We start from the raw sequence: 23,805 nt of genomic DNA, 5'->3' as shown, positions 1-23,805 counted from the left end.
CAAATAAATTCAATTATGTGAATTAAATCACAAAATCAAATTAGGATTAATTTGCATTAATCGATCTTTAAATCGACAAAATGCTTAACAAAAAAATTTGCAGATTTAAAAATTCGCTAAATTATAATTTAATTGCTTAAGCCCAAACATATTCAAGTTGACTGGTTAAACCACAACTTGTACAAGAACGGCACTGATTAGCTTGGCAAGGCAATGGCTGATCTTGCGCTATCAATTTTATCACGCCTTTTTTGATCCAAAAACATAACATCTGCTCAGTTGCGCTTTCAGGTAATTGAAAGTGTCTGGCAATATCTTGCAATGGTGCACGACCTTTTAATTGTACATAATCACGAATTGATGTTATTAACATAGCCATAATCAAAGTTGCAGGGCGATCCCTGCATACTTTTCCTCTATTTATATTTTACAAATTAGCCAGCCATTTATTTACTGACAACATGATGATTTTTTACAATGGGATATATTTGGCACTGTTGGTTGATTAAAAGGCAAATATTGCCCTAAAATACGCATAAACAGTACCACTACCACAATAAATGCACTGCACCCCATTAGCCACCAAACGGCGGCAGGCGAATGCCCAAGTAACGTACATTGATAATAAATAGTTGCCGTAAGCCACGCAACGGTAAAAGTCCAAATTGCCACAAACATCATCCACTTAAAACCAGCTTCGCGATAAACTGCGCCCAACGCTGCAGCACAAGGAGTATAAAGTAAAATAAAAATTAAATAACTCATCGCAGCTGAAGGGAAACCAAACTCATTTTTAATTTGTGAAATTGTTGTCGAATCCACCGCTAAATCAGTCTGTAGTGAATCCATATCTTGTGAAGCTGTGTTAAATCCTAACGGATCTAAAACTGCGTTCGACAAACTCGCCAAATTTTTCGGAATGGTTGCTAGCGCCTCTAAAATTCCTTGCGACAAACTAAATGGCTCGGCTTGCTCGTTATCATCATCGATAGCATAAAGCGAATTGAGTGTTGCAATTACCGACTCTTTAGCAAAAATACCCGTAAAAATGCCTACTGTTGCTGGCCAGTTATCATGGTTAATTCCCATCGGTGCAAATGCAGGCGTGATTTTTTGGCTAACAACAGAAAGCATAGAGTTTTGCGAACTTTCTTGCCTAAACAAACCATCGCTTCCCCATGAATTAAGCACACTTAACACAGTTACCATCAACACAATAGCTTTACCTGCTCTAAAAATAAACGACGTTAAGCGCTGCCAAGTCAAACTAATTAGACTACTTAAAGTCGGAATACGATACACAGGCATTTCCATAATAAATGGTGTGAGTGAACCTTTTAATAAAGTGAATTTGAGCACAAATCCCGTCACCATTGCCACCACTATGCCTAGCAAATATAAAGCAAACACCACTATAGAGGAATTTTTAGGAAAGAATATTACCGCAAATAATGCATAGACCGGCAACCTTGCCCCACAGGACATAAAAGGGATCATACAAATCGACATAATGCGATCACGTGTGCTTTCTAGCGTTCGCGTGCCCATAATGGCTGGCACACCACAGCCAAACCCCACAAGCATTGGCACAAATGCTTTACCCGGCAAACCAATACTGCGCATTAACCGATCGATTACCATTGCTGCACGCGCCAAATAGCCAGAATCTTCTAAAAACGACAAACAAAAAAACATCGCCCCAATAACAGGAATAAACGTTGAAACAGTTTGAATGCCACGACCAATACCATTGGCTAAAATAGCTGTAATCCAATTTGGAGCATTGATAGCGTGAAGTAGCTCGGTTGTGCCATTAACAAAAATAGTACCACAAAGCACATCAAAAAAATCAATAAACACCGCACCAAAATTAATCGCCACCATAAACATGGCATACATAGCTAACAAAAAGAACGGAATCCCAGTAATACGCCCTAACGTAATATTATCTAACCTATCAGAAAAATGACGGCTAAGCTCACGCGGTTTCTCAATGACTTTTTTACAAATTACATCAATCGTGTCATAACGAGCGCTAGCAAGTGCCACATCGATTTCATTATCACACCATTTTGCAAGCGACAATCGGCAGTTCGCTAACATTTTGGTTTCACGTTGTGATAAGCGATAGCGCGAATCATCTAATAAGGCATCTATCAATTGCCAGCGATTAAATTGGCGCACAACGCTATCTTCAGGCAGATCGCAAAGATAACGATGAATCACCGCTTGCTGATCATTGCCAAGCAGATCAATCGATGGCTGTGCAGTATATGGACGCATTATCATGTTTTCGATTTGTTGATAAAAGCCCTGCAAACCCATTTTTTGACGAGATGATATTGCCACCACAGGACAACCGAGCAAAGTTGACAACAAATCAACATTAATCTGTTCACCCATGGCTTTAACAGCATCGATCATATTTAACACAACAATCATTGGCACTTGCAAATCAATCAACTGGCAAGTTAAATACAAACTGCGTTGCAAATTAGTTGCATCAATAATATTAATAATCAGGCTGTCACTTTCGGACAGCACGAATTGGCGCGCAATAAGTTCATCTTGCGAAACACTAAGCGGATCTGGCTCAATCGAATACGTACCGGGCAAATCGATAACTTCATATTGCGTATGATGATAAGTGAATATACCAGTTTTACGCTCAACGGTCACACCCGGCCAGTTCCCTACTCGCTGTTTTGAGCCCGTTAGTACATTAAATAACGTTGTCTTACCGCAATTAGGGTTACCAATTAATGCTAACTTCACGCACTTACCTCCATCACTTCAATGGCTTGCGCTTCTTTACGACGTAAACAAAGTGCAAATCCACGCATTTTAATTTCAATTGGATCACCAAGTGGCGCAACGCGCACAGCCAAAACCTTACAACCCGGCGTAATGCCCATTGCAAGCAACTTTCGACGAAAGGGTAACGATTCAGGTAATAATCGAGTAATTACCGCCTCGCGCCCTAAAGGTAACTGGTTAAGGGTAAAAGATGACATTATGCTTCCTAAAAATAACGATAGTATTAATAAAAGTAATCGTTTAAATTAAAGATGCATATTTTAAAAAAAATCAGAGTTATTTTTAGTGTAAAAATGCGAATTATTCTCAATAACAATAAATAACAAGTAAAAAAAACGAAAAAATAGCTAAACCATAGAAAACTCAAATTAAAACTCATTCGGTTTTGCGCTTTTATACCTGTCAAATAAATCTTAACAATAGCTTTCAGATGTTCTAAAAGCGCTATTGTTTTTATAAAAACTGCTCAGGCATCGTATTTATTTTTTAATAAAATTAAGTGGTTAACTGTGTTTTCTTGTGAAAAATGGCAAGGAAAAAATTTAATAAAATCAATACCTTTTCTGACCGATTTTTGGGTAGTGCGTAAATTTAACCGCTAAGAAATAGTTGAGTAGAATTTCGACCCCAGCAGGAATCGAACCTGCAACTAGCCCTTAGGAGGGGCTTGTTATATCCATTTAACTATGAGGTCATTGGAATACGTATTCTAATAAATTTGAAAAGATAATGCCATTTAAATAACGAAAAATTTTCTATTTTTAGTAATCATGATACAATCGCATCATCTTTAACCTCATTACTTTTAATCAAAGATACTATGAAAAAACGAATAGTTGGTACGATGTTTTCTATAATGGCTCTCACAGGTTGTGCCACTTATCAGTCCGAAAACAATTCCTATAGTGATCCGTTATCTGGGTTTAACAAAACCATGTTTAATGTTAACTACTATGCGCTTGATCCTTATATTTTGCGCCCTACGGCAGTCGCTTGGAAAGATTACGTCCCTTCCCCTGTTCGTACAGGTGTGGTTAACTTTTCCTCTAACCTTTCTGAACCCGCTTCAATGGTGAACAACTTATTACAAGGTGATGTTCATAAAGCTGGCACGCATTTAGCTCGATTCTTTTTAAATACCGTTTTCGGTTTTGCGGGTTTGATGGATGTTGCTAGTATGTCAGATCCACAATTACAAAAAGGTGGCAAACGGAGTTTTGGTGATGTACTAGGCCATTACGATGTACCTTATGGCCCTTATGTTGTGTTACCGTTTTATGGATCAGCAACGTTAAGAAACGAAGGTGGTAGCGTAGTTGACTCCCTTTATCCACCACTGGTTTGGTTAGATTGGCAATGGGCGTTAGTGCGTGGTGCGTTTGACGGTATTGAAGCACGTGCGGTCGCGATCGAGTATGAAGATTTAATTAAAAATAGCGATGATCCTTATAACTTTATGCGTAATGCTTACTTCCAACGTAATGACTTTGTGGCATCGGGTGGTAAAGTGGACGAAAGCAAGCAAAAACAACGTGAAGAATCGATTAATGATGTTATTAATGATATCGATTCACAATAGCTTTAATTAAATTATGTCGTTGTATTAAATCAAGCTAATAAATAAACCGCCATTAATTGGCGGTTTTTTTATGTTCCTTTATTTGTCCATTTATTTCGATATTGGTTTCATTTCTGGTAGATAATGCCAAAATCGGCTTGGCATTTGTTGACGTTGTAATTTAGGATTGATGCGTTCTTTGATGGTTAACGCATTGCAATAGCGTTGCCACATAGTTTGAAATAGCGCTTCGTCTTTGGTTAGATACTGCTGATTAACTTGGCTATTGATAATCAGATCATCTTTATCAATAAGCGAAACAGGTTCAATTCCATGTAAATTATAGATATAACCATATTCACGCTTTTCGTCATATATTGCCCATTTTTGATCAGCAAAGCGCTCTTTAAAAAATTTAAGCACCAACGGCAAAACATTATAAATAGGTGCTATGATCGAAAAATAGATCTTATCATCCCTATCGTTAGGCTCAACAACATCTTTAAGTGGATTATTGATGGCATTAAAGCGTACAAATTGCATCACTCGATGCCGCTCCCTGCTCACTTTTTTAGCAATATCATGCACAGTTAGCACATCTTGATCGGCAAAATCAGTTTCGATTGATTTAGATGATTTAAATACCTTACAAATGTAACGAAACACAATCAAATCACTTTCAGGCAATTCCGACAGCCAAACATACATCAAATGACGAAGCGCAACTTTGCTAATCTTGTTAATTAATGCTACTCGTACTCGTTCATATTTTGCATCACAGAATTCAACATGATGCCTATCAGACACTAACAACGGTTCGATCTGTCCTGTGGTTAATAAGCATTCAGGCATTTTTTTGAGTTTAAAAGCATCAAACACAGCACAAAGCAAGCTTTCAAAGCTCTTATCATAATAAAACACCAACATGTTTTACCAACCCATTACTAATTGCTGTGGAGTATTTATCTGTTTATCTTCTAGCAAAGGCGGATCTTGCAACGTAAGTCGGATATATTCGGCCGATGAATTGAGTAATTTGAATTTTCTCATTTCGTGACAAATAACAAAAAATTGTGCACGTTTTAAAACAACGCCAATGCGTTTAAGTGCATCAAGAGTAAGCTTTCGATGACGCCTTGCCATCACAATTAACTTGGCTGACTTAACACCAATGCCTGGCACTCGTAATATTTTTTGATAACTATCACGATTCACATCAACCGGAAAAAACTGCGGATTACGGATTGCCCAAGCCAGTTTGGGATCGACCGTTAAATCCAGATCGGGATATTGATCGTTAACGATTTCATCGACATTAAAATCATAAAAACGCAATAACCAATCGGCTTGGTATAAACGGTTTTCGCGCACTCTTGGTACTTCTTGCACAACAGGCAGCCGTTTGTCGTAACCATTTACCGGAATAAATCCCGAATAATAAACTCGTTTCATACTTGGTCGTTTATAAAGTTTGGCGGTTAATTGCAAAATTTGCTTATCCGACTCATCTGTCGCACCAATAATAACTTGAGTACTTTGCCCTGCAGGTACAAATTTGGGTGTGGTTCGAAATTTTTTGCGATCCTCGATATTTTCTAAAACATTTTGATGAATTTGCCGCATAGGTTGATAGATGCTTTGATGATCTTTATCGGGCGCGAGTAATTTAAGATTTTCTTCCGTTGGAATTTCTAAATTAACACTCATCCTATCAACTAATAAGCCAGCTTGATTAATTAGATCATTACTCGCACCGGGGATCGCTTTCATATGTATATAGCCATTAAAGCCATGCTCATCACGCAAAATCTTTACCACTCTAATCATTCTTTCCATGGTATGATCTGGACTTCTAACAATCCCCGAACTGATAAATAAACCTTCTATATAATTACGGCGATAAAATTCAATGGTCAAATTGGCCAGTTCGCGTGGCGTAAAGCCCGCTCTAGGAATATCATTACTTTGCCGGTTAATACAATAAGCACAATCAAACATACAATAATTTGTCAGCATAATTTTAAGTAACGAAACACACCGACCATCAGCAGTAAAGCTATGGCAAATACCAGATTTATGTGCATTACCAATACCTTTAGCTTTATTACTTCTTGATGCGCCACTTGACGAGCAAGAAATATCATATTTTGCTGATTCGGCTAATATTTCAAGTTTGGTTATCATTTTCTCGGACATATTCAACCTATTAAAATACTGTCTATTTATACAGTATATAGCAATCCTATAAAGCTTGGCAAGCAAATATTGCGAGCTAAAATAGCTACTATTCGAGCTCTTTAGCGTCGCTTTATTCAGCTGTTTTATTTAGTTTAATTGCTTTATTTATTTAAATATCAAGGCGATATTAAGAGATACAAATAAAAAATACGGCAAGGTATTGTTCAGCTTACAAGTGTACGCTATAATCAACGCACTTTTTTATATGAAGCCAGATAACTTAGGAGCTAAATAGTAAATGAAACGTGTTGTAATTACAGGGTTAGGAATTCTTTCAAGTATTGGGAATAATACTAAAGAAGTTTTAGAATCACTAAAAATCGGTCGTAGTGGTATTACCTTTTCCCAAGAAATGAAAGATAGCGGAATGCGTAGCCATGTATGCGGGAATGTCAAACTCGACACGACAGGACTGATTGATCGCAAAGTTGTTCGCTTCATGAATGACGCTTCTATTTATGGTTATCTAGCTTTACAACAAGCCATTGAAGATGCAAAATTGACTCCGGAACAAGTCTCTAACCCTCGCACTGGTTTAATTGCTGGTTATGGTGGCTCAACCAAAACACAATACAATGTCGTTGCAGGCATGAAAGAAAAAGGCCTACGTGGTGTTGGTCCTTATGCTGTAACTAAATCAATGTCATCGGCAATTTCGGCTTGCTTAGCAACCCCATTTAAAATCAAAGGGATTAGCTACTCAATGACATCTGCTTGTGCAACATCAGTTCACTGTATTGGTCACGCAGCCGAACTGATTCAACTTGGCAAGCAAGATATCGTTTTTGCCGGTGGTGGTGAAGAACTGTGCTGGGAAATGTCATGCGAATTCGACGCCATGGGTGCTTTATCAACCAAATATAACGACAACCCAGAAAAAGCATCACGTGCTTATGATAAAAACCGTGATGGTTTTGTTATTGCAGGTGGTGCCGGCATGGTTGTTGTTGAAGAATTAGAACATGCCCTTGCGCGTGGTGCGCATATTTATGGTGAACTTGTTGGCTATGGTGCAACATCAGACGGGCATGATATGGTTGCCCCATCAGGCGAAGGTGCAATGCGCTGTATGCAACTTGCTATTCAAGATTTAGATGTTCCGGTTGATTACATCAACACCCACGGCACATCAACCCCAGTAGGTGATGTCAAAGAGTTATGGGCAATCAAACAAGTATTTGGTGATAACATTCCAGCGATTTCATCAACCAAATCAATGACAGGTCACTCATTAAGTGCAACTGGTGCACAAGAGCTTATTTATTCATTATTAATGTTAGAACATGGCTTTATTACACCAAGCATTAATATTGATGAACTTGATGAAGCAGCAATTGGTATGAACATTATTACCGAACCAACCGAGCGTGAACTTACCACAGTCATGTCAAATAGCTTTGGTTTTGGTGGTACAAATGCCTCAATTGTCATGAAAAAATACAAGGGTTAATAAGCAAATTTAACTATATTCATAAAAAAACCGTTCTGTAATGAACGGTTTTTTTATTGCTAAAACAATACCACTGACTAACCAACTTACTGCTGACAAAAGGAACACCTAAAAACAGCAATAACTATATTAACAGTTATAGCACCTTACTCAAAAATAGCTTAGTACGTTCGTTTTGCGGATATTTAAAAATTTGCTCGGGCGAGCCCTGCTCTTGAATAATTCCCTGATCGATAAAAATCACACGGCTGGACATTTCCCGAGCAAACCCCATCTCATGGGTAACAACAATCATAGTCATGCCTTCTTGCGCTAATGACTTCATGACAGCAAGCACCTCACCAACGAGTTCAGGATCAAGCGCCGATGTAGGCTCATCAAATAACATCACTGTTGGTTCCATCATCAAAGCCCTAGCTATTGCCACGCGTTGCTGTTGACCTCCAGATAATTGACTTGGGTAAGCGTCGATCTTATCAATCAAACCGACTTTAACAAGCAAACTTTCAGCTTTAGCAATAGCATCAGTTTTCGCCATTTTTTTAACATCCATTGGCGCTAAAATTAAATTTTGCAATACCGTCATATGGGGGAACAGATTAAAACGCTGAAACACCATACCTACCGATTCACGCAGATGATTAATATTGGTTTTAGGGTCATGTACTTTAAAACCATTAACGACAATTTCGCCCGATGTGATATCTTCTAACGCATTAATACAACGCAAAAAAGTACTCTTACCCGAACCCGATGGCCCAATGATCGAAATGACCTCTTTTTCTTGAATATCACACGTAATACCACGCAATACATGGATATCACCAAACTGTTTTTGTAGATTTTTAATGTGAATCACTTTTGCCTAACCTTTTTTCCATATATTTCACAAGGAGTGATAATAAAAACGTCATAGACCAATAAACAATAGAAATAACAAAATAAGGTTCAGCATAAACCGCATTGGCGGCACCCGCAGTTCTAGCCGCATAAGCCAAATCAATAAGCCCAATAGCTGAACCTAATGATGAATCCTTTAAAATAGCAATCGCATTATTGCCCAAAGGCGGTAACATTCGGCGAAAGGCTTGTGGCAAAATAACTTTGCGCATTGTACTGCCATAACCCATACCCAGCGATCGGGCAGCTTCCATTTGTCCTTTATCGATGGATTGAATGCCGGCACGGAATATTTCAGAAATATAAGCACCAGCATTCAACGTAATTGCTAATATACACGAAATAAACGCGCCATATTGAACACGTAAATATCGGGCAACTTCTGGCGAAATCAAATAATCGGACACCAAAATACCGTTATTAGGATGTAACAAAAATGGCATAACAACAAAATAAGTCACCATAATTTGCACAAATAATGGGGTACCACGAAAGGCACTAACATAAATTTTCACCGGCCACTTAACCAACACACACAGCACATATTTATAAATACCATGCCGACATTGAGCAACCCGACCAATTCCTAATATTAAGCCCCAAAAAGTACCAAGCACTACACAAACAACAGTGCAAGTCACTGTCATTATTGCACCATCAATAAACAGCGGTAGATAATCTTGTATAATATCCCAGTTAAATCCCATCACTAAAACCTATTGGCCAAATTAATTAATTGGTAAAGTTGGTACGTTGTCATCAAACCATTTGCGATAAATTTTGCTATAAGTTCCATCAGCAACAATTTTTTTAAGTCCTGCATTGATTTTATCATTTAACTTTTGATTGCCTTTAGCAACAGCGATACCAAAATACTGAGGTTCAAAATTTGAATCAGAAATCAAATTAAAATCCTTACCGGGATGCATTTTGATATAAAACTTAACTACCCCAACATCACTAACAGCGGCATCAATACCTTGTTCATATAAATCTTGTAAAAGAAGCGGTGTATTATCAAAACGCTTAATAGCGCGGCTATTACGACCTAAAACTTTCGAGACAACAACATCAGCCGTACTACCATTAACAACCCCTACTGTTTTGGTGTTCAAATCAGTAAGCGCGGTAATATTTGACCCTTGTTGAGTCACAATAACTTGTTCTGCTGGAAAATAAGGTAACGAAAAATCAACTGAATTTTTACGTTTATCGGTAATTGTAATTCCAGAAATAATAATATCGCGCTCACCATTATTTAGACTTGCAAAAATACTGTCCCAAGGAGTATTAATTAGCTTAATATTAAAATGCTCAGCATCTGCAATTGCTTTAATCAGATCGATATCAAAGCCTTCTAACTCACGTTGGCTATTTTCGAATTCAAATGGACGATAAGTCCCACCTGCACCAACCACATAAGTTGGCTCATCAGCATAAGAAAAAGCACTAAAAACAAGCATACTACTAGCAAAGATTAACGAAAAAAAAGACTTCATCATGACTTCCTAATTGTAAATAAATGGAAAAAACATGATAACTTTTGAACAAAATATTGCAACTTAATATTTAAATAAGGTGCATTAATGATGGTGTTTTTGGTTTTAGGGAAAGGAAAAGATAGTTTTAGATAAAATCCACAAAAAAACAAAACAAAACCAATATCTTTTCTGACTGATTTTTGAGTGATGATCTGTTTGTTGTAAAAATAATTCCATAAGATACGTCATATCCATAATATACAGTGGCAAAATCACAACAAAATGAGTACTTTCTTTACTCTGTATTGCTTTTTTATCTTCATCTTGCAAAATTCACTCATCTAGTTTACTTTACTTATACACGGAAAATTAAATAACTAGAGCGTAAACATGACGATATCATTTAAAGAGCAGCAGCAACGAATCAGCTTTGTTAAGCAGTTTTTTGCCAACCAACTTGCCGAACGTTTGTCACTAATCGAAGTGCAAGCTCCGTTACTAAGTAAAGTTGGCGATGGTATTCAAGATAATTTATCTGGTACAGAACATGCCGTGCAAGTTAAAGTGAAGGCGATCCCTAATACGCAATATGAAGTGGTACATTCACTGGCTAAATGGAAGCGTAAAATTTTAAGTGATCACCATTTTGAAGCTGGCGAAGGAATTTATACCAATATGAAGGCATTGCGCCCAGATGAAGATAAGCTTTCGCCAATTCATTCGGTTTATGTCGATCAATGGGATTGGGAAAAGGTGATTCGCCCTGAAGATCGCAATTTAACTTATCTAAAACAGACTGTTGACAATATTTATGCCGCCATTAAGGCAACTGAAAAGGCAGTATCACAACAATATCATATTTCGCGATTTTTACCTGAATCGATCACCTTTATCGATAGTGAACAATTATTAAAACGTTACCCAAATTTATCCCCTAAAGAGCGCGAAAATGCAATAACCAAAGAACTTGGTGCAGTGTTTTTAATTGGTATTGGCGGTAAGTTATCGAATAATGAAAAACACGACGTCCGTGCTCCCGACTATGATGACTGGAGCAGTGTAAATGATTTAGGATCTAAAGGCTTAAATGGTGATATTTTAGTCTGGAATCCGATTTTAAATAGTGCATTTGAAATTTCATCAATGGGAATTCGTGTCAATGCTGAAACGCTAAAACATCAATTAAAACTAACTAATGATGAAGATCGCTTACAACTTGATTGGCATAAAGCGTTAATCAATGGCGATTTGTTGCAAACAGTTGGTGGTGGCATTGGCCAATCGCGTTTAACAATGTTACTTCTGCAACAAAAGCACATAGGTCAAGTACAAGCAAGTGTATGGGACGATGATGTTAAAGCAAATTACAGTAATTTATTATAACCAATCACCAAAAAAAAATAGGGCCTAGCGCCCTATTTTTTTGCTTAAAAAATTTAAATTAATTTGTCACTGGCTCATCACTTTGTACTGGAGCTGATTCAGTATTTTTTGGCGTAGATTGTGATGGATGATTTTCAGTTGCAACACCATCTAAACGAACGTAAACAATATGTTGCTGACCACGATCACACGATCCTACAATTTTACCTTCAATTTGTTCCCCTGATTTGTCAGCAGGTTCGAGTTTAAGCTGAAAATGGGATGGATCAACACCATTATTTTTAATTTTTTCGGCAATATTGGCGCTAATTTCGTCACAATTGGATGCCGCAGCTAACATAGGTAAACTAAGTAAAAACACACCGATTAATTTTTTCATTTTCTTTCCCTTTTATATGTGATTTGATTATTGAATGCATTGTAAAACTATTGATTACACTGTCTATCAACTTTTAATGGCGATTAAAAACAGCCTACAAATATAATTACACATCCAACAAGATTATTATTCTGTTGGGTAATATTAAAACAAACCGATGACTTCAATTTATTCACTATACAATTTGATAAGTGATTAATAAACCTGTTAATAACTCAATAATATTATGATTAATAACTTGTTTTTTTAAAGGTTAAATATTAAGCGACTTTATTTTCGATCTTATTTTGATAAAAATAGCCACTCTTTTTTTTAGTTTTACTAAAATTATCCCATGTTGATTAGTAGGTAAAAAAACAGCCACTAAACAAAATTGATTAGCGCCCATTCAATCGCTTTACGCAAATTATAAAGCAGTTAAAAAAGCAATTAACCCAAAAAAGACACCTGGGCAATTGGCAATAGCAAGTGGCCAGTCTTTCTTTTCTCTCAATAACCCATAACTAACCCAAAGCGCACAGTTAACGGCTGCGGCTAGTGGTTGAGTTGGATTGGATTTTAATCCATGCAAATTATCGATGATTTGCGGAATATAAGAAACATACATTCCTAATGATGCTATCGTGGCGATAATACCCAAAATACGAAAAGCCTTCGGTGAAAGATGCAAAATAGCCTCCTAATAGCATTTATGATTTATCATCTTGTGTCTTCAATTATAGCTAGTTAGACAACTATCAGCAATCCACCTTCTAAAGCTTAATCCTGTAAATTGTATTAAAATAAGACAAGCAATTCACTCACCTAGCATTACTGGCTAAGATTTATAAAAAAATTCACTATTAATCAATAAAATAAAACAACAATCAATAATTAATTTTGGCACGTGATAACAAATAACAAGGCATAACTAATTTCAATAATTGGTTAAACGATTTAATATTTTTTAACATTTTTTTGATTATTTGAATACAGTTTGCTTTGTACAATAATAGTCAATTGATAATTTTAGCTATAGAGTCAATATACTAAAAGAACCGAAATTTTTTATTCACTGTATAACTTAATAAGTATTGAATAATCCTGTTGATAACTCTTTAAAGCCATGATTAATTTATAAATTTATTTAAGATCAAATATTAAGCAATCATAACAATAATTTTATTTTAGTTATAATTCAAAATGTCCATAACTTAATCTAATTGCACCAAGACCATCGCCAAAACTGGCACCTTGTGACACAATCACACCATCTAATAACAGCTTATTAAGCAAAGCAGATTCTTGCGCAACCGTGTTCACTGGTAAATAAGCATACAAGTGAAAGCCACCCAATGGAGCTTGATAAGTAATATCACTGCCAAAATAACTATCTAACCACAGCATTAACTGTTCAGCTTTGATTTGCAACGCTTGGCATAGCTGCTGTTGATGGCTTACGTAGTGATGTTGCAAATACTCTTGCGCCAATAATTGTGGCAAAATGCTTAACCCTGAGTCGATATGTTGTCGAATTTTTGCTAGATTTTCGATAATATCACGTGGGGCAACCATCCACCCGACGCGAATATTTCGCCCTATATATTTTGATAGCGAACCCAGATAAATAACTTGGTTATGCTGTTCAAATTTTTTAATTGGTGATACGGCCAAATCACGTCTAAATGCTAAACTACTATAAGCATCATCTTCAACAATCCCAATACATTGAGATCGACAAAATACCAATATTTCTTTCTTACGCTCATGGCTCATAACAAAACCCATCGGATTTTGGAAGACAGGATTTAAAAACAGCCATTTTATGTGATGTTGTTGCACACAGCTAGCAAGACTTTCAAGCGTAATACCATCATTATCACACTCAATACCATACAAACGTAATCCTGCAGCTTGAAACAGTGGTAAAGAATAAAAATAAGACGGCGACTCAATTCCCACCGAATCCCCGGGTTTAAGCAACCCCTGCGTAATCAAAAACAACGATTGCTGTGTGCCCGATGTAATTAAAATCTCTTCAGGATCAACTTGCATCGCAAACTGCTTTTGCATATAAATAGCAATTTGCATCTTTAGTGATGGCAACCCCAATTGTAATGTATCACTATTTTTTTCGTGCATAATCAATTCATCTAATGAGACATTGGGTAACTGAAGTTTGGGGATCAAATGCGTTGGTAAATCACCATTAGCCAGATCACAAATGGATAATTGCGTACGCATTTGTGCCGATTTTTGTTGATAAACCGATTGCTTATTTTGATAAAAATGCGCAGGTAAACGCCAATGAATAGATGAATAGGTTTGCATTCCCCATTTTTGATTATTGACATAAGTACCGCTTCCTTGCCGACGGATCAGCACACCACGTTCCGTTAACAAATCTAAGGCATGGACAACCGTTGAACGATTAACAGACAATTTTTTTGCCAATTCGCGTTCTGAAGGCAACCTTTCGCCGGCTATCAACATACCTTGATCAATATAATCTTCAATAAGTTGTGTCACTTTCTTAAAAAGTGCACCTGACAAGGGTGCTAGTTTTTGCTGATCCCACATGATTATTTCACTTTAACAGGTTTCATGGCTTGCTTGGGCAGGTTTATTACCGCAAACACTGCAAAATTGGATGGTACTATTATAGGCCAATTGGCTGTTTTTTGTGGTGTTTTATTTTTGAATAATAAAAAGCATTAAATACAGTTAGACAATATCGTCATTATTGATTGAATCAGGAGCAAAAAAATGAACCCAATTACAGGCACACAAACCGTTAAACGAGGCATGGCACAAATGCAAAAAGGTGGCGTTATTATGGACGTGGTTAACGCAGAACAAGCCCAAATAGCGGAACAAGCTGGCGCAGTTGCCGTAATGGCTTTAGAGCGAGTGCCCTCAGATATCCGCGCAGCGGGTGGAGTTGCTCGAATGGCTGATCCAACTATTATTGAACAAGTCATGAAAGCGGTCACTATACCTGTGATGGCTAAAGCACGCATTGGTCACATTGTTGAAGCTCGTATTTTAGAATCAATGGGCGTTGACTATATTGACGAAAGCGAAGTGCTCACCCCTGCCGATGAACAGTATTACTTACTCAAAGAAGAATTCACCGTACCATTTGTTTGTGGTTGTCGTGATCTGGGCGAAGCGCTACGCCGAATTGGCGAAGGTGCATCTATGCTACGCACCAAAGGTGAACCCGGCACCGGCAACATTGTTGAAGCTGTGCGCCATATGCGTAAAGTCAACGAACAAATTCGCCAAGTTGCTAACAAATCGAAAGATGAATTAATGACTTTTGCCAAAGAGATAGGCGCACCTTATGAGCTAGTATTGCAAATCAAACAGTTAAAAAAACTACCTGTTGTTAACTTTGCCGCTGGCGGCATAGCAACCCCTGCCGATGCGGCACTTATGATGCAATTGGGTGCTGACGGTGTTTTTGTTGGATCTGGCATATTCAAATCCCAAAATCCTGAAAAGTTTGCTAAAGCCATTGTACAAGCAACCACTTATTTTGACGACTATCCACGTTTAGCCGAGCTTTCAAAAGGCTTGGGTAACGCAATGAAAGGAATTGAAATCAGTACACTTGCTCAATCAGAAAGAATGCAAGATCGAGGTTGGTAATGACAACTTCAGCTCATAACAACGTTAAACACATTGGAGTGCTCAATTTGCAAGGTGCAGTCAGTGAGCATATAACAATGCTTAATAGCATCAACAATGTACAAACAACTCTAGTTAAACGTCCTGAACAATTAACCAAGCTAGACGGATTAATCATTCCCGGTGGCGAATCGACCACCATTAGCCGTTTAATTAAACAAAATGGACTTGTCGAACCAATAAAACAATTTGCCAAACAAGGCAAAGGCATATTAGGCACCTGCGCGGGACTGGTGCTTTGCGGTAATAGCACAACTCATAACGAAGTCGAATTGTTGGGCTTAATGGATATTTGTGTTGAACGCAACGGCTTTGGACGGCAAATTAACAGCTTTGAAACAACCTTAGAGATACCAACGATTGGCAAGCAAATACCAGCAATATTTATTCGCGCACCTTATATTGCCAAAGCAGGACAAACTGTTGAACAACTCGCATTCGTTGGAAAGCGTTGCATTATGGCACAACAAGGTAATATTTTGGTATGTGCTTTTCATCCTGAATTAAGCAAAGATAATCGAATTATGTGTTATTTTGTTGATAGGTGTTAAAGGGGTGATACTGTAAAAACCACCAAATAAAAACTTTAATAAAATCAATATCTTTCCTGACCGATTTTTTGGCTGAAAATCGGGCCTTTTTTTGTTTTGGTGAATAGGATAGATTGGGTGTGGTGGTTTCGGACGTTTTAACCTGGGCTGAACAAAATTGCTATCGTGCCCACGTCCGAGCTAAGGGAATTAGAGCGAATTCCCTTAGCAATCCCGCGCTTGGCTGCAGAATGTGGCCTGCGGCACTACTCGTATCGTCCTGATACTCGCCTCTGCGAGGCCACCTTCGCTATGCTCAGGTGTTCAAATTTGTTCCAGACAAATTTGTCAGACGCACCACAAACTCGCCAAACATCCCTGTTTGGCGTGCTAATCTCGCTGACGCCGGAATAAAACAAACAGCATGACTATCTTTTTTGATAAAAAGATTTATTTTGATATTTTTATTAAAATAAATAATAGTTTTATTGAGTTCTTTATCAAATTTGATACAATTATTAAAAATGACAAAACGGATTAATTAAATGTTCACAATAAAAACGCATGATGATGCGAAATCTGAAATTCTGGGGTTGCCGGCAGAATTAAGGGGTCGAACAATTAAATTGATTGAAAAACTGGAACTATTCGGACAAATGCAAATGCCACATAGTAAAGCGTTGGGCGGTGGGTTGTTTGAATTGAGAGCGTTGGAGCGCAATAATATAGCTAGAACTATTTATGTATATCAAAAAGAAAAAACAATTTTTATTCTACATGCATTTGTTAAAAAAACACAAAAAACGTCATCTGGCGCACTACAAATAGCACGAACAAGATTATTGGAGATGATTGAAAATGAGTAAAAAACACAGCACAACATTTAGTGAAATCAAAGAGATTGCGCTTGCTGACCCTGTCGCGAGGGCTGCATATGATGAAGCCGAGGACGAATGGAAATTGCGTGAATTGTTGTTAACAGCAAGAGAAACTGCAAAATTATCTCAAACTGAGCTTGCAAAACGTTTAGATGTTGCACCATCTAACATAAACAGAATTGAGAGAGCACCATTAAACACAAATATAAAAACGATTTTAAAATATTTAAACGCATGCAATGCAAAAATAAACATGAATTTATCTACATTATAAATTTATAGTGCAGTTAACTCCAAACGAATAAAATGCTCAATTTTATTCGTTTGGAGTTATCATGTCTTTTTTATTCTCATTACTTAAATCTCGTAATCGTAAAACAGTCGGTTCATTCTGACGCCGGAATAAGACAAATAACATAACTATCGTTTTTGGAAAGATTGTTGTGTTTTTATAATTATATCATTGATTTTATTTAATTTAATTTTAAATTATCATTAAAAAAGGGTTTGGAGTGGTTAAATTGCTGTTATTAGAGTGTTATTCGTGGTTTTGTGGATTTGTTGTGTGTCAGCGCTTTGCTTAGGTTGTTTAAGTGATTGATTTAGCTTAAAAATAGCAAAATAAAAACCTCAATAAAATCAATACCTTTCCTGACCACTTTTGGGATGCAATTTCATTGCTTTTAACACAAAAGTAACTCATCAAAAAACACCTAAGATTATGTTGTTTGTCTTGCTCCGGCGTCAGAATGTGCCGACAACAGAGCGAGGTTAGCACGCCAAACAGGGATGTTTGGCGAGTTTGTGGTGCGTCTGGAACGCGTCCACAAACGGTGCGTTAAGACCGAGCGGCAGCGGCGGACAAATTTGTCTGGAACAAATTTGAACATCTGAGCAAAGCGAAGATGGCCTCGCAGAGGCGAGTATCAGGATGATACGAGTAGTGTCGCAGGCCACATTCTGTAGCCAAAGCGTGGGATTGCAAAGGGAATTCGTTTTAATTCCCTTTGCTCGGACGTGGTCACTGTAGCTATTTTGTTCACCCAAGGTCAAAACGTCCGAAACCTTGCCGTACTATAAATAGACTACGAATTTAAACCGCCACAGCGTAATCCACTAGGATTGCCAACCACGCTTTCAGCATTGGCGGGGGGGCGGCGCGATTGTGGCTTTGCCGCAACAGCGTAACCCTAAGGGAAAATGTCCCAACAGACGCGGGGCTTTATTCTTTGTTAGATTATCCTCTATTTGACCATAACCGCCCCCGCGGCCCAAGAGGATTAAGCAATAAAAACTAAGGTGTGACACAAAGACCTCTGTTGCCGTGGCTGGCAATCCAGCGAGCAACGGCGCCGTCGGGTGTGCGGACATAGAAGCCATCGCTACCTGCTGCGTCGCTTGTCCAGTAGGTGCCGGCTAAGCCCGCATCAGCGTAGCGGCCCACGTCGCCCCATTCTGTGAAAAAACCAGCACCTATGTAACGCTTGTAATGCACAGTACCTGAGGACGGCGTGGCACCATCTATGCCATTTACACATGGGAACCAAGAACCCATAGCACCACACTTCGCGTTAGTTACATCCCTAACCCTAGGAAGGTGATAACCTAAACTTCTACACCAAGTGGATTGGTTAGACTGTGTATCCCGATCATCCCGATGGACAAACCACTGCTTTAACACAAATCCATACTTCACCTCATTACCTCGACTATCCCTACCGACTAATTCAAAAGTCTGTGGCAAAGATGGACGTAGCTGCCTAGGATTGATTAACGCTACCCGTGTTACATATTTTGATGTATCACTAATCCAATCATCAGTACTGTATGGCCTTGTCCATCTGACTATAGCTGTTATACTACCATTTGTGACAACTGACCACGTCAACTGACTTCCATCCACTCCAGTAGGCATCTCTAAGTCAAAATACAACCCATCAGCACCCGTTGTAGGAAAATTTCGGCCATAAGATGATGAACTCGTTGACTGAGTTACAAAACCCCTTGTACGAGACCATATGTTAGATGGGCCGGCATACTCATAGACATCATCAGATAAGATACCAGTACCACCATATAACAAACTCGGCCTTACGTAACGCACAAAGCGTGATACACAAGCACCACCATACGGATTGATATAATATGTCACCGTCTTACCACTAAAATTGGTTCTATTAGGAACCCCGTACTGTGTTTGTAAATATCCCCCTGTACTACTTAAAGTTACCCTATAAGGAGCCTTACATGCACTTAATGCTTCGTTAAAACTAACGTCATTGCCATCCTTATCTGTAAAGGATGCCGATATACTCCCTGATATACCATTTGCTGCCGGCTCATCTCCATCATCATCTCGCCAATAATTATACCTTGTGGCTAAATCACTTAAACTCACTGAACTAGCTGTTGTTCGTGGAAATATCATTCCTATATCTCCCAATCTACTTCCTGCATAAGGTAAGCTTATTGGATTTGATACGCTTGATGTATTAGTAGATGGCGTGATAACCCGACCATCCTCCAACCTTATAGACAACAAACTGTCTGTATCTGTTGCCTTTGTTCGACCACCGTTGAATGTTAAATACGGCGCACTACCCTCTATTACCCTTGAAGTACACGCCATGAATGGCTGTGAACAAGGCGTTAATGCCACAGAACTCTGTGTATATAACAACAAGAACAATGCCACGAAGAACAACGCGGATTTTGATAATAACGAGAATTTAGATAACAATTTGGAAATCGGCAATAACCCTGCCGATTTCGCTACGCGAAATGACTTCGGTGATAAAAATAAGAATGGAGTCTGATTTTGACTACGATGATATTGAAAAAGATTTAGGGCGTAGGTTTGGCAGGCCAGATGCCAGATGCCAGATGCCGATTATGATAGCGCATTTCGATTGTCCTGTCAAATAATTTTTTGTTTTATTTACATTTTTTATAATTATCCGCTCAACTAATGAGCGTTTCCTTGCTTTGAAAGCGCTTAAATTATAACCGGTTGATTAATAATGCGCTAGTTTTTTGTTAAAAATTTTAAAGTTTTGTTAAGGCTTGAGTCAGCTTATGTTGGTGTGTTTTGGGGAAGGGTTTGGGCGGTGTTTTTTGGCTAAAAACCACCAAATAAAAACTTTAATAAAATCAATACCTTTCCTGACCGATTTTTAATGAAAAATTGGATTGTTTTTTAAGAATTAAAAGCGATTATTGGTTTGGTTGTTTGGGACTTATGGTGTTGTAGTAATTAACCACAACAGCACAAGCCCCCAACTTTACTACCCCAAAAAAACTTCTCAGGGATGGTTGTTCTTTGATAGATTGCCTTTATTTATACCATAAACACCCGTAGTCTAAGAATTAAGGACTAAACAATAAAAGCTAAGGTGTGGTACAAACATTGTAGTAACAGCAGGGCGCGTCACTCCAAACGGAACCGTTCCTCACCTCAACATGACGAGAATTTGTTGAGTCACTCCAGTAGCGGTAGAAGGCAAAATCCGCACCGGCGTAAAGAAACACTGAGCCCCACTCAGTGAAAAAGCCAGCACCAATTCGACGTTGGAAATGATTACCACCTGAAGACGGATTAGCCCCCTCAATATTGCTATTGGTTAAATCTTTTACCTGCACAAGACGATAACCCAAGCGATTACACCAAGATGATTGAGCATCCTGAAAGCCAGTTTGCTTCCCTCGATTGACGAACCACTGCTTTAACACAAATCCATACCTCACCTCATTACCTTGACGATCCCTACCCACTAACTCAAAGGTCTGCGGTAAAGATGGCGTTCTTAAACGGCTTGGATTCCATGAATCTATTTGAGTATCACTTGCTCTAGGACCATTTAACGTTACCCGTGTTACATAACTAGATTTATCACTAATCCACGCATCGGCTATTATGTTATTTCCTCGTGGCTCTCTAAATGCACCCGAACGTGGCCTTGTCCGACTCACTGTTGCACTTATACTACCATTCGTGGCAACAGACCAAGTCAACTGACTTGCATCAATACCAACTATATCTAAATCAAAATATAAACCATCAGAACCCGTTGTCGGAAAATTAAGTCCATAAGATGACGGAGTTGTTGACTGGGTTAAAAAACCCTTAACAGGACTCCATATGTTAGATGGACCGGCGTTCTCGGATCCATCATTGACATCATCAATAACAAAACCAGTGCCACCATACCACAAACTCGGCCTTGCGTAACAAACACCAACATTAATATTTGGATTGATATAATACACAACAGAGCTACCACTAAAAGTACTGCTATTCGGTACGCCATATCGGGTTACTAAACTACCGCTTGTACTCCTTAATGTTACCCTATAAGGAGCACTACATACACTTAATGTATCACTACGACTTACTCTACGACCATTCTTATCAGTAATACTTACTGATAAACTACCTGTCGCCGTTACATCATTAGTACCTTGACCATCCCCATCATCATCCCCCCAATTACCTTGTGTAATTAAGTCATTTAAACGGACTGTATTTGCCCCCGTCGGCACTAGCATGTGTATATCATTAAAAGTACTTCCATTAACTAACCTTATCGGATTTGTCGAACTTGATGTGTTAGTTGACGGCGTGATGGTTCTACCATCTGGCAACTCAATAGCTAATAATGTGTCAGTCGTTGTTGCTTTAGTTCGTCCCCCATCAAACGTTAAATACGGCGCACTACCCTGAATCACTTTTGAGGTATAAGCCGTTAATGCCAAAGAACTTTGCGAATACGGCAATAACAACAACGTAGCAAAAACCAATAAAGACCTTGATAAGAAGGATAAAATTTTAGGCCTTGGTGATAAGCTTGCTGATAAACTCAGCGAGTTTGCTAAGTTTGATGATTTCGATAACTTTGGTGATAAAAATAAGAATGGAGTCTGATTTTGACTACGATGATATTGAAAAAGATTTAGAACATAGGTTTGGCAGGCCAGATGCCAGATGCCAGATGCCGATTATGATAGCGCATTTCGATTATCCTGTCAAGTAAATTTTTGTTTTATTTCAATTTTATATAATTAACCACCCAACTAGCGAGCATTTCCTTGCTTTGAAAGCGGTTAAATTATAACCGGTTGATTAATAATGCGCTAGTTTTTTGTTAAAAATTTTAAAGTTTTGTTAAGGCTTGAGTCAGCTTATGTTGGTGTGCTTTGGGGGGAGGGTGTTGGGTGGTGGTTTTTGGCTAAAAACCAATAAATAAAAAAATTTAATAAAATCAATACCTTTCCTGACCGATTTTTAATGAAAAATTGGATTGTTTTTTAAGAATTAAAAGCGATTATTGGTTTGGTTGTTTGGGGCTTATGGTATTGTAGTAATTAACCACAACAGCACAAGCCCTAACTACACGGGAGTGAGGTTCCTTGTTAGATTGTCACACCATAATCACACCCATGACCTAAGGACTAAGGTACGGTACAAAGACCATAATGATGGCGAAAAACATCGTAGCCACCGACATCGCCGCTGGCCGGGTAAACAGTGAAGCCAAGGTTAAGTATATGGTCACCAGTCCAGAAGCTATCGGCAAGAAACCCCGTGGAGGCGTAATGGGGAATATAGCCCCACTCAGTGAAAAAACCTGCACCTATTCGACGCTGGTAACCAGCAAAACCTGAGGAAGGCATGGCTCCTTGCCAATAACCTCCGCTCGCATTGGTTAAATCCTTGACCTGTGATGTACGATACCCCAAACCACTACACCACGATGATTGCTCATACAAAGTACCCTCTTTATCACCTCGATGGACAAACCACTGCTTCAATACAAAACCATACCTTACCTCATTACCGCTTCTATCGCTACCCACCAACACAAATGTCTGTGGCAAAGATGGCACGATTAGTGGACTAGGATTACTTGATTGTATTCGAGTGCTATCTGCCCTAGGACCATTTAACGTTACCCGAGTTACATTCTTCGATTTATCACTAATCCAACTATCATGTTGCACAGTTCCCCATATTGGGTCTCGGTGTGAATCTGAACGTGGCCTTGTCCAACTGACTGTTGCTCTTATAGCTCCACGCGTGACAACAGACCAAGTCAACTGACTTGCATCGACTCCACTTATATCCAAATCAAAATACAACCCATCAGCACCTGTTGTTGGAAAATTAAGCCTATAAGATGACCAATTTGTCGATTGAACTAAAAACCCCTTATCAGGATCCCATATGTCAGCAGGACCAACATAAGTGAAATGGTCAATGTCATTAACAAACCTATTACCAGTGTTGCCACCAAGATACCTATTCGGCCTTGCGTAACAAACTCCAGGCTGTTGTGAATTCGGATTAATATAATACACCACTGAACTACCACTAAAAGTACTACTATTCGGCACACCATACAGTGTAGTTAAACTTCCTCCTGTACTACTTAATGTTACCCTATAAGGAGCACTACATACACTTAATGTATCACTACGACTTACTCTACGACCATTCTTATCAGTAATACTTACTGATAAACT

The 23,805-nt window shown here is 38.4% G+C and carries 21 protein-coding genes and 1 tRNA gene; 7 read left to right on the top strand and 15 right to left on the bottom strand.

Going from position 1 to position 23,805, the window contains the following annotated elements; genetic code table 11:
• Positions 1-136: 136 nt before the first annotated feature.
• The 4 genes from GA0061081_RS02125 to GA0061081_RS02110 form a co-directional block, all read right to left on the bottom strand.
• Positions 137-379, bottom strand: a complete 243-nt coding sequence (locus tag GA0061081_RS02125; RefSeq protein WP_091346668.1) for a FeoC-like transcriptional regulator — start codon at positions 377-379, stop codon at positions 137-139.
• A 71-nt stretch (positions 380-450) separates the two neighbouring features.
• Positions 451-2,775 carry a Fe(2+) transporter permease subunit FeoB gene (gene feoB, locus GA0061081_RS02120; RefSeq protein WP_091346666.1) on the bottom strand — a complete coding sequence of 775 codons (2,325 nt, stop codon included), beginning with the start codon at positions 2,773-2,775 and terminating at the stop codon, positions 451-453.
• Entirely contained in the window at positions 2,772-3,014 is a 243-nt protein-coding gene (locus GA0061081_RS02115) for a FeoA family protein (RefSeq protein WP_085248100.1), read from the bottom strand. The genes feoB and GA0061081_RS02115 overlap by 4 nt, the downstream gene beginning before the upstream one ends.
• Positions 3,015-3,439: 425 nt before the next feature.
• Positions 3,440-3,511: transfer RNA gene (locus GA0061081_RS02110), tRNA-Arg, on the bottom strand.
• A gap of 126 nt (positions 3,512-3,637) precedes the next feature.
• Between GA0061081_RS02110 and GA0061081_RS02105 the strand changes: the two genes are divergently transcribed.
• Entirely contained in the window at positions 3,638-4,396 is a 759-nt protein-coding gene (locus GA0061081_RS02105; RefSeq protein ID WP_091346664.1) for an MlaA family lipoprotein, read from the top strand.
• Between the two features lie 90 nt (positions 4,397-4,486).
• On the opposite strand, the gene GA0061081_RS02100 is transcribed toward GA0061081_RS02105, so the two are convergent.
• Together GA0061081_RS02100 and GA0061081_RS02095 are read right to left on the bottom strand one after the other, a co-directional pair.
• Positions 4,487-5,302 carry a TIGR03915 family putative DNA repair protein gene (locus tag GA0061081_RS02100; protein ID WP_091346662.1) on the bottom strand — a complete coding sequence of 272 codons (816 nt, stop codon included), beginning with the start codon at positions 5,300-5,302 and terminating at the stop codon, positions 4,487-4,489.
• Positions 5,303-5,305: 3 nt separating this feature from the next.
• On the bottom strand, positions 5,306-6,571 hold the full coding sequence (locus GA0061081_RS02095; RefSeq protein ID WP_091346660.1) for a putative DNA modification/repair radical SAM protein: 1,266 nt from the start codon (positions 6,569-6,571) through the stop codon (positions 5,306-5,308).
• Positions 6,572-6,851: 280 nt separating this feature from the next.
• On the opposite strand from GA0061081_RS02095, the gene fabB reads away from it, so the two are divergent.
• The gene (fabB, locus tag GA0061081_RS02090; RefSeq protein WP_091346658.1) at positions 6,852-8,063 is read left to right on the top strand and encodes a beta-ketoacyl-ACP synthase I; all 1,212 of its coding nucleotides are present in this window, start codon (positions 6,852-6,854) and stop codon (positions 8,061-8,063) included.
• Positions 8,064-8,199: 136 nt separating this feature from the next.
• On the opposite strand, the gene GA0061081_RS02085 is transcribed toward fabB, so the two are convergent.
• Genes GA0061081_RS02085 through GA0061081_RS02075 form a run of 3 tightly spaced genes read right to left on the bottom strand, consistent with a single transcriptional unit; the run spans position 8,200 to position 10,426 of the window.
• Positions 8,200-8,922, bottom strand: coding sequence for an amino acid ABC transporter ATP-binding protein (locus tag GA0061081_RS02085; protein ID WP_091346656.1), 723 nt, complete (start codon positions 8,920-8,922; stop codon positions 8,200-8,202).
• Positions 8,909-9,673 carry an amino acid ABC transporter permease gene (locus tag GA0061081_RS02080; RefSeq protein ID WP_091346654.1) on the bottom strand — a complete coding sequence of 255 codons (765 nt, stop codon included), beginning with the start codon at positions 9,671-9,673 and terminating at the stop codon, positions 8,909-8,911. Before GA0061081_RS02080 ends, GA0061081_RS02085 begins: the two co-directional genes overlap by 14 nt.
• A gap of 18 nt (positions 9,674-9,691) precedes the next feature.
• Positions 9,692-10,426, bottom strand: a complete 735-nt coding sequence (locus GA0061081_RS02075) for a basic amino acid ABC transporter substrate-binding protein (protein ID WP_425337776.1) — start codon at positions 10,424-10,426, stop codon at positions 9,692-9,694.
• Positions 10,427-10,834: 408 nt separating this feature from the next.
• On the opposite strand from GA0061081_RS02075, the gene asnA reads away from it, so the two are divergent.
• A complete protein-coding gene (gene asnA / locus GA0061081_RS02065) occupies positions 10,835-11,827 on the top strand; it encodes an aspartate--ammonia ligase (protein WP_091346648.1) in 993 nt (330 codons plus the stop codon).
• A gap of 58 nt (positions 11,828-11,885) precedes the next feature.
• Here asnA and GA0061081_RS02060 read toward each other — a convergent pair whose 3' ends face one another.
• From GA0061081_RS02060 to GA0061081_RS02050, 3 genes are all read right to left on the bottom strand, one after another.
• On the bottom strand, positions 11,886-12,206 hold the full coding sequence (locus GA0061081_RS02060; RefSeq protein WP_091346646.1) for a DUF1161 domain-containing protein: 321 nt from the start codon (positions 12,204-12,206) through the stop codon (positions 11,886-11,888).
• A gap of 406 nt (positions 12,207-12,612) precedes the next feature.
• Positions 12,613-12,876, bottom strand: a complete 264-nt coding sequence (locus GA0061081_RS02055; protein WP_091346644.1) for a SemiSWEET family transporter — start codon at positions 12,874-12,876, stop codon at positions 12,613-12,615.
• 500 nt (positions 12,877-13,376) lie between these two features.
• Positions 13,377-14,765, bottom strand: coding sequence for an aminotransferase-like domain-containing protein (locus GA0061081_RS02050; RefSeq protein ID WP_091346643.1), 1,389 nt, complete (start codon positions 14,763-14,765; stop codon positions 13,377-13,379).
• 186 nt (positions 14,766-14,951) lie between these two features.
• On the opposite strand from GA0061081_RS02050, the gene pdxS reads away from it, so the two are divergent.
• The 4 genes from pdxS to GA0061081_RS02030 all read left to right on the top strand — a co-directional run bounded on the left by pdxS (position 14,952) and on the right by GA0061081_RS02030 (position 17,560).
• Complete coding sequence (pdxS, locus tag GA0061081_RS02045) at positions 14,952-15,839, top strand: pyridoxal 5'-phosphate synthase lyase subunit PdxS (RefSeq protein ID WP_091346641.1); 888 nt, start codon at positions 14,952-14,954, stop codon at positions 15,837-15,839.
• Positions 15,839-16,429 (top strand): pyridoxal 5'-phosphate synthase glutaminase subunit PdxT, encoded by a 591-nt coding sequence (gene pdxT, locus GA0061081_RS02040; protein WP_091346639.1) that lies wholly within the window; start codon positions 15,839-15,841, stop codon positions 16,427-16,429. Before pdxS ends, pdxT begins: the two co-directional genes overlap by 1 nt.
• A gap of 524 nt (positions 16,430-16,953) precedes the next feature.
• Positions 16,954-17,274 (top strand): type II toxin-antitoxin system RelE/ParE family toxin, encoded by a 321-nt coding sequence (locus GA0061081_RS02035; protein ID WP_091346637.1) that lies wholly within the window; start codon positions 16,954-16,956, stop codon positions 17,272-17,274.
• Positions 17,267-17,560 carry a helix-turn-helix domain-containing protein gene (locus tag GA0061081_RS02030; protein WP_091346636.1) on the top strand — a complete coding sequence of 98 codons (294 nt, stop codon included), beginning with the start codon at positions 17,267-17,269 and terminating at the stop codon, positions 17,558-17,560. Before GA0061081_RS02035 ends, GA0061081_RS02030 begins: the two co-directional genes overlap by 8 nt.
• A 1,020-nt stretch (positions 17,561-18,580) precedes the next feature.
• On the opposite strand, the gene GA0061081_RS02025 is transcribed toward GA0061081_RS02030, so the two are convergent.
• The 3 genes from GA0061081_RS02025 to GA0061081_RS11040 all read right to left on the bottom strand — a co-directional run.
• Positions 18,581-19,969, bottom strand: coding sequence for a hypothetical protein (locus tag GA0061081_RS02025; protein WP_141683316.1), 1,389 nt, complete (start codon positions 19,967-19,969; stop codon positions 18,581-18,583).
• A 704-nt stretch (positions 19,970-20,673) separates the two neighbouring features.
• A complete protein-coding gene (locus GA0061081_RS02015; RefSeq protein WP_091346629.1) occupies positions 20,674-22,083 on the bottom strand; it encodes a hypothetical protein in 1,410 nt (469 codons plus the stop codon).
• 651 nt (positions 22,084-22,734) lie between these two features.
• Positions 22,735-23,805, bottom strand: a 1,071-nt coding sequence (locus GA0061081_RS11040) for a hypothetical protein (RefSeq protein ID WP_167349276.1), incomplete at its 5' end; no start/stop codon positions are given.

Origin of the sequence: Gilliamella bombicola (assembly GCF_900094945.1) — a bacterium.
Taxonomy (GTDB): Bacteria; Pseudomonadota; Gammaproteobacteria; order Enterobacterales; family Orbaceae; genus Gilliamella; species Gilliamella bombicola.
The sequence above is the reverse complement of the archived record's forward strand: the minus strand, read 5'-3'. Positions and strand labels throughout refer to the sequence as shown.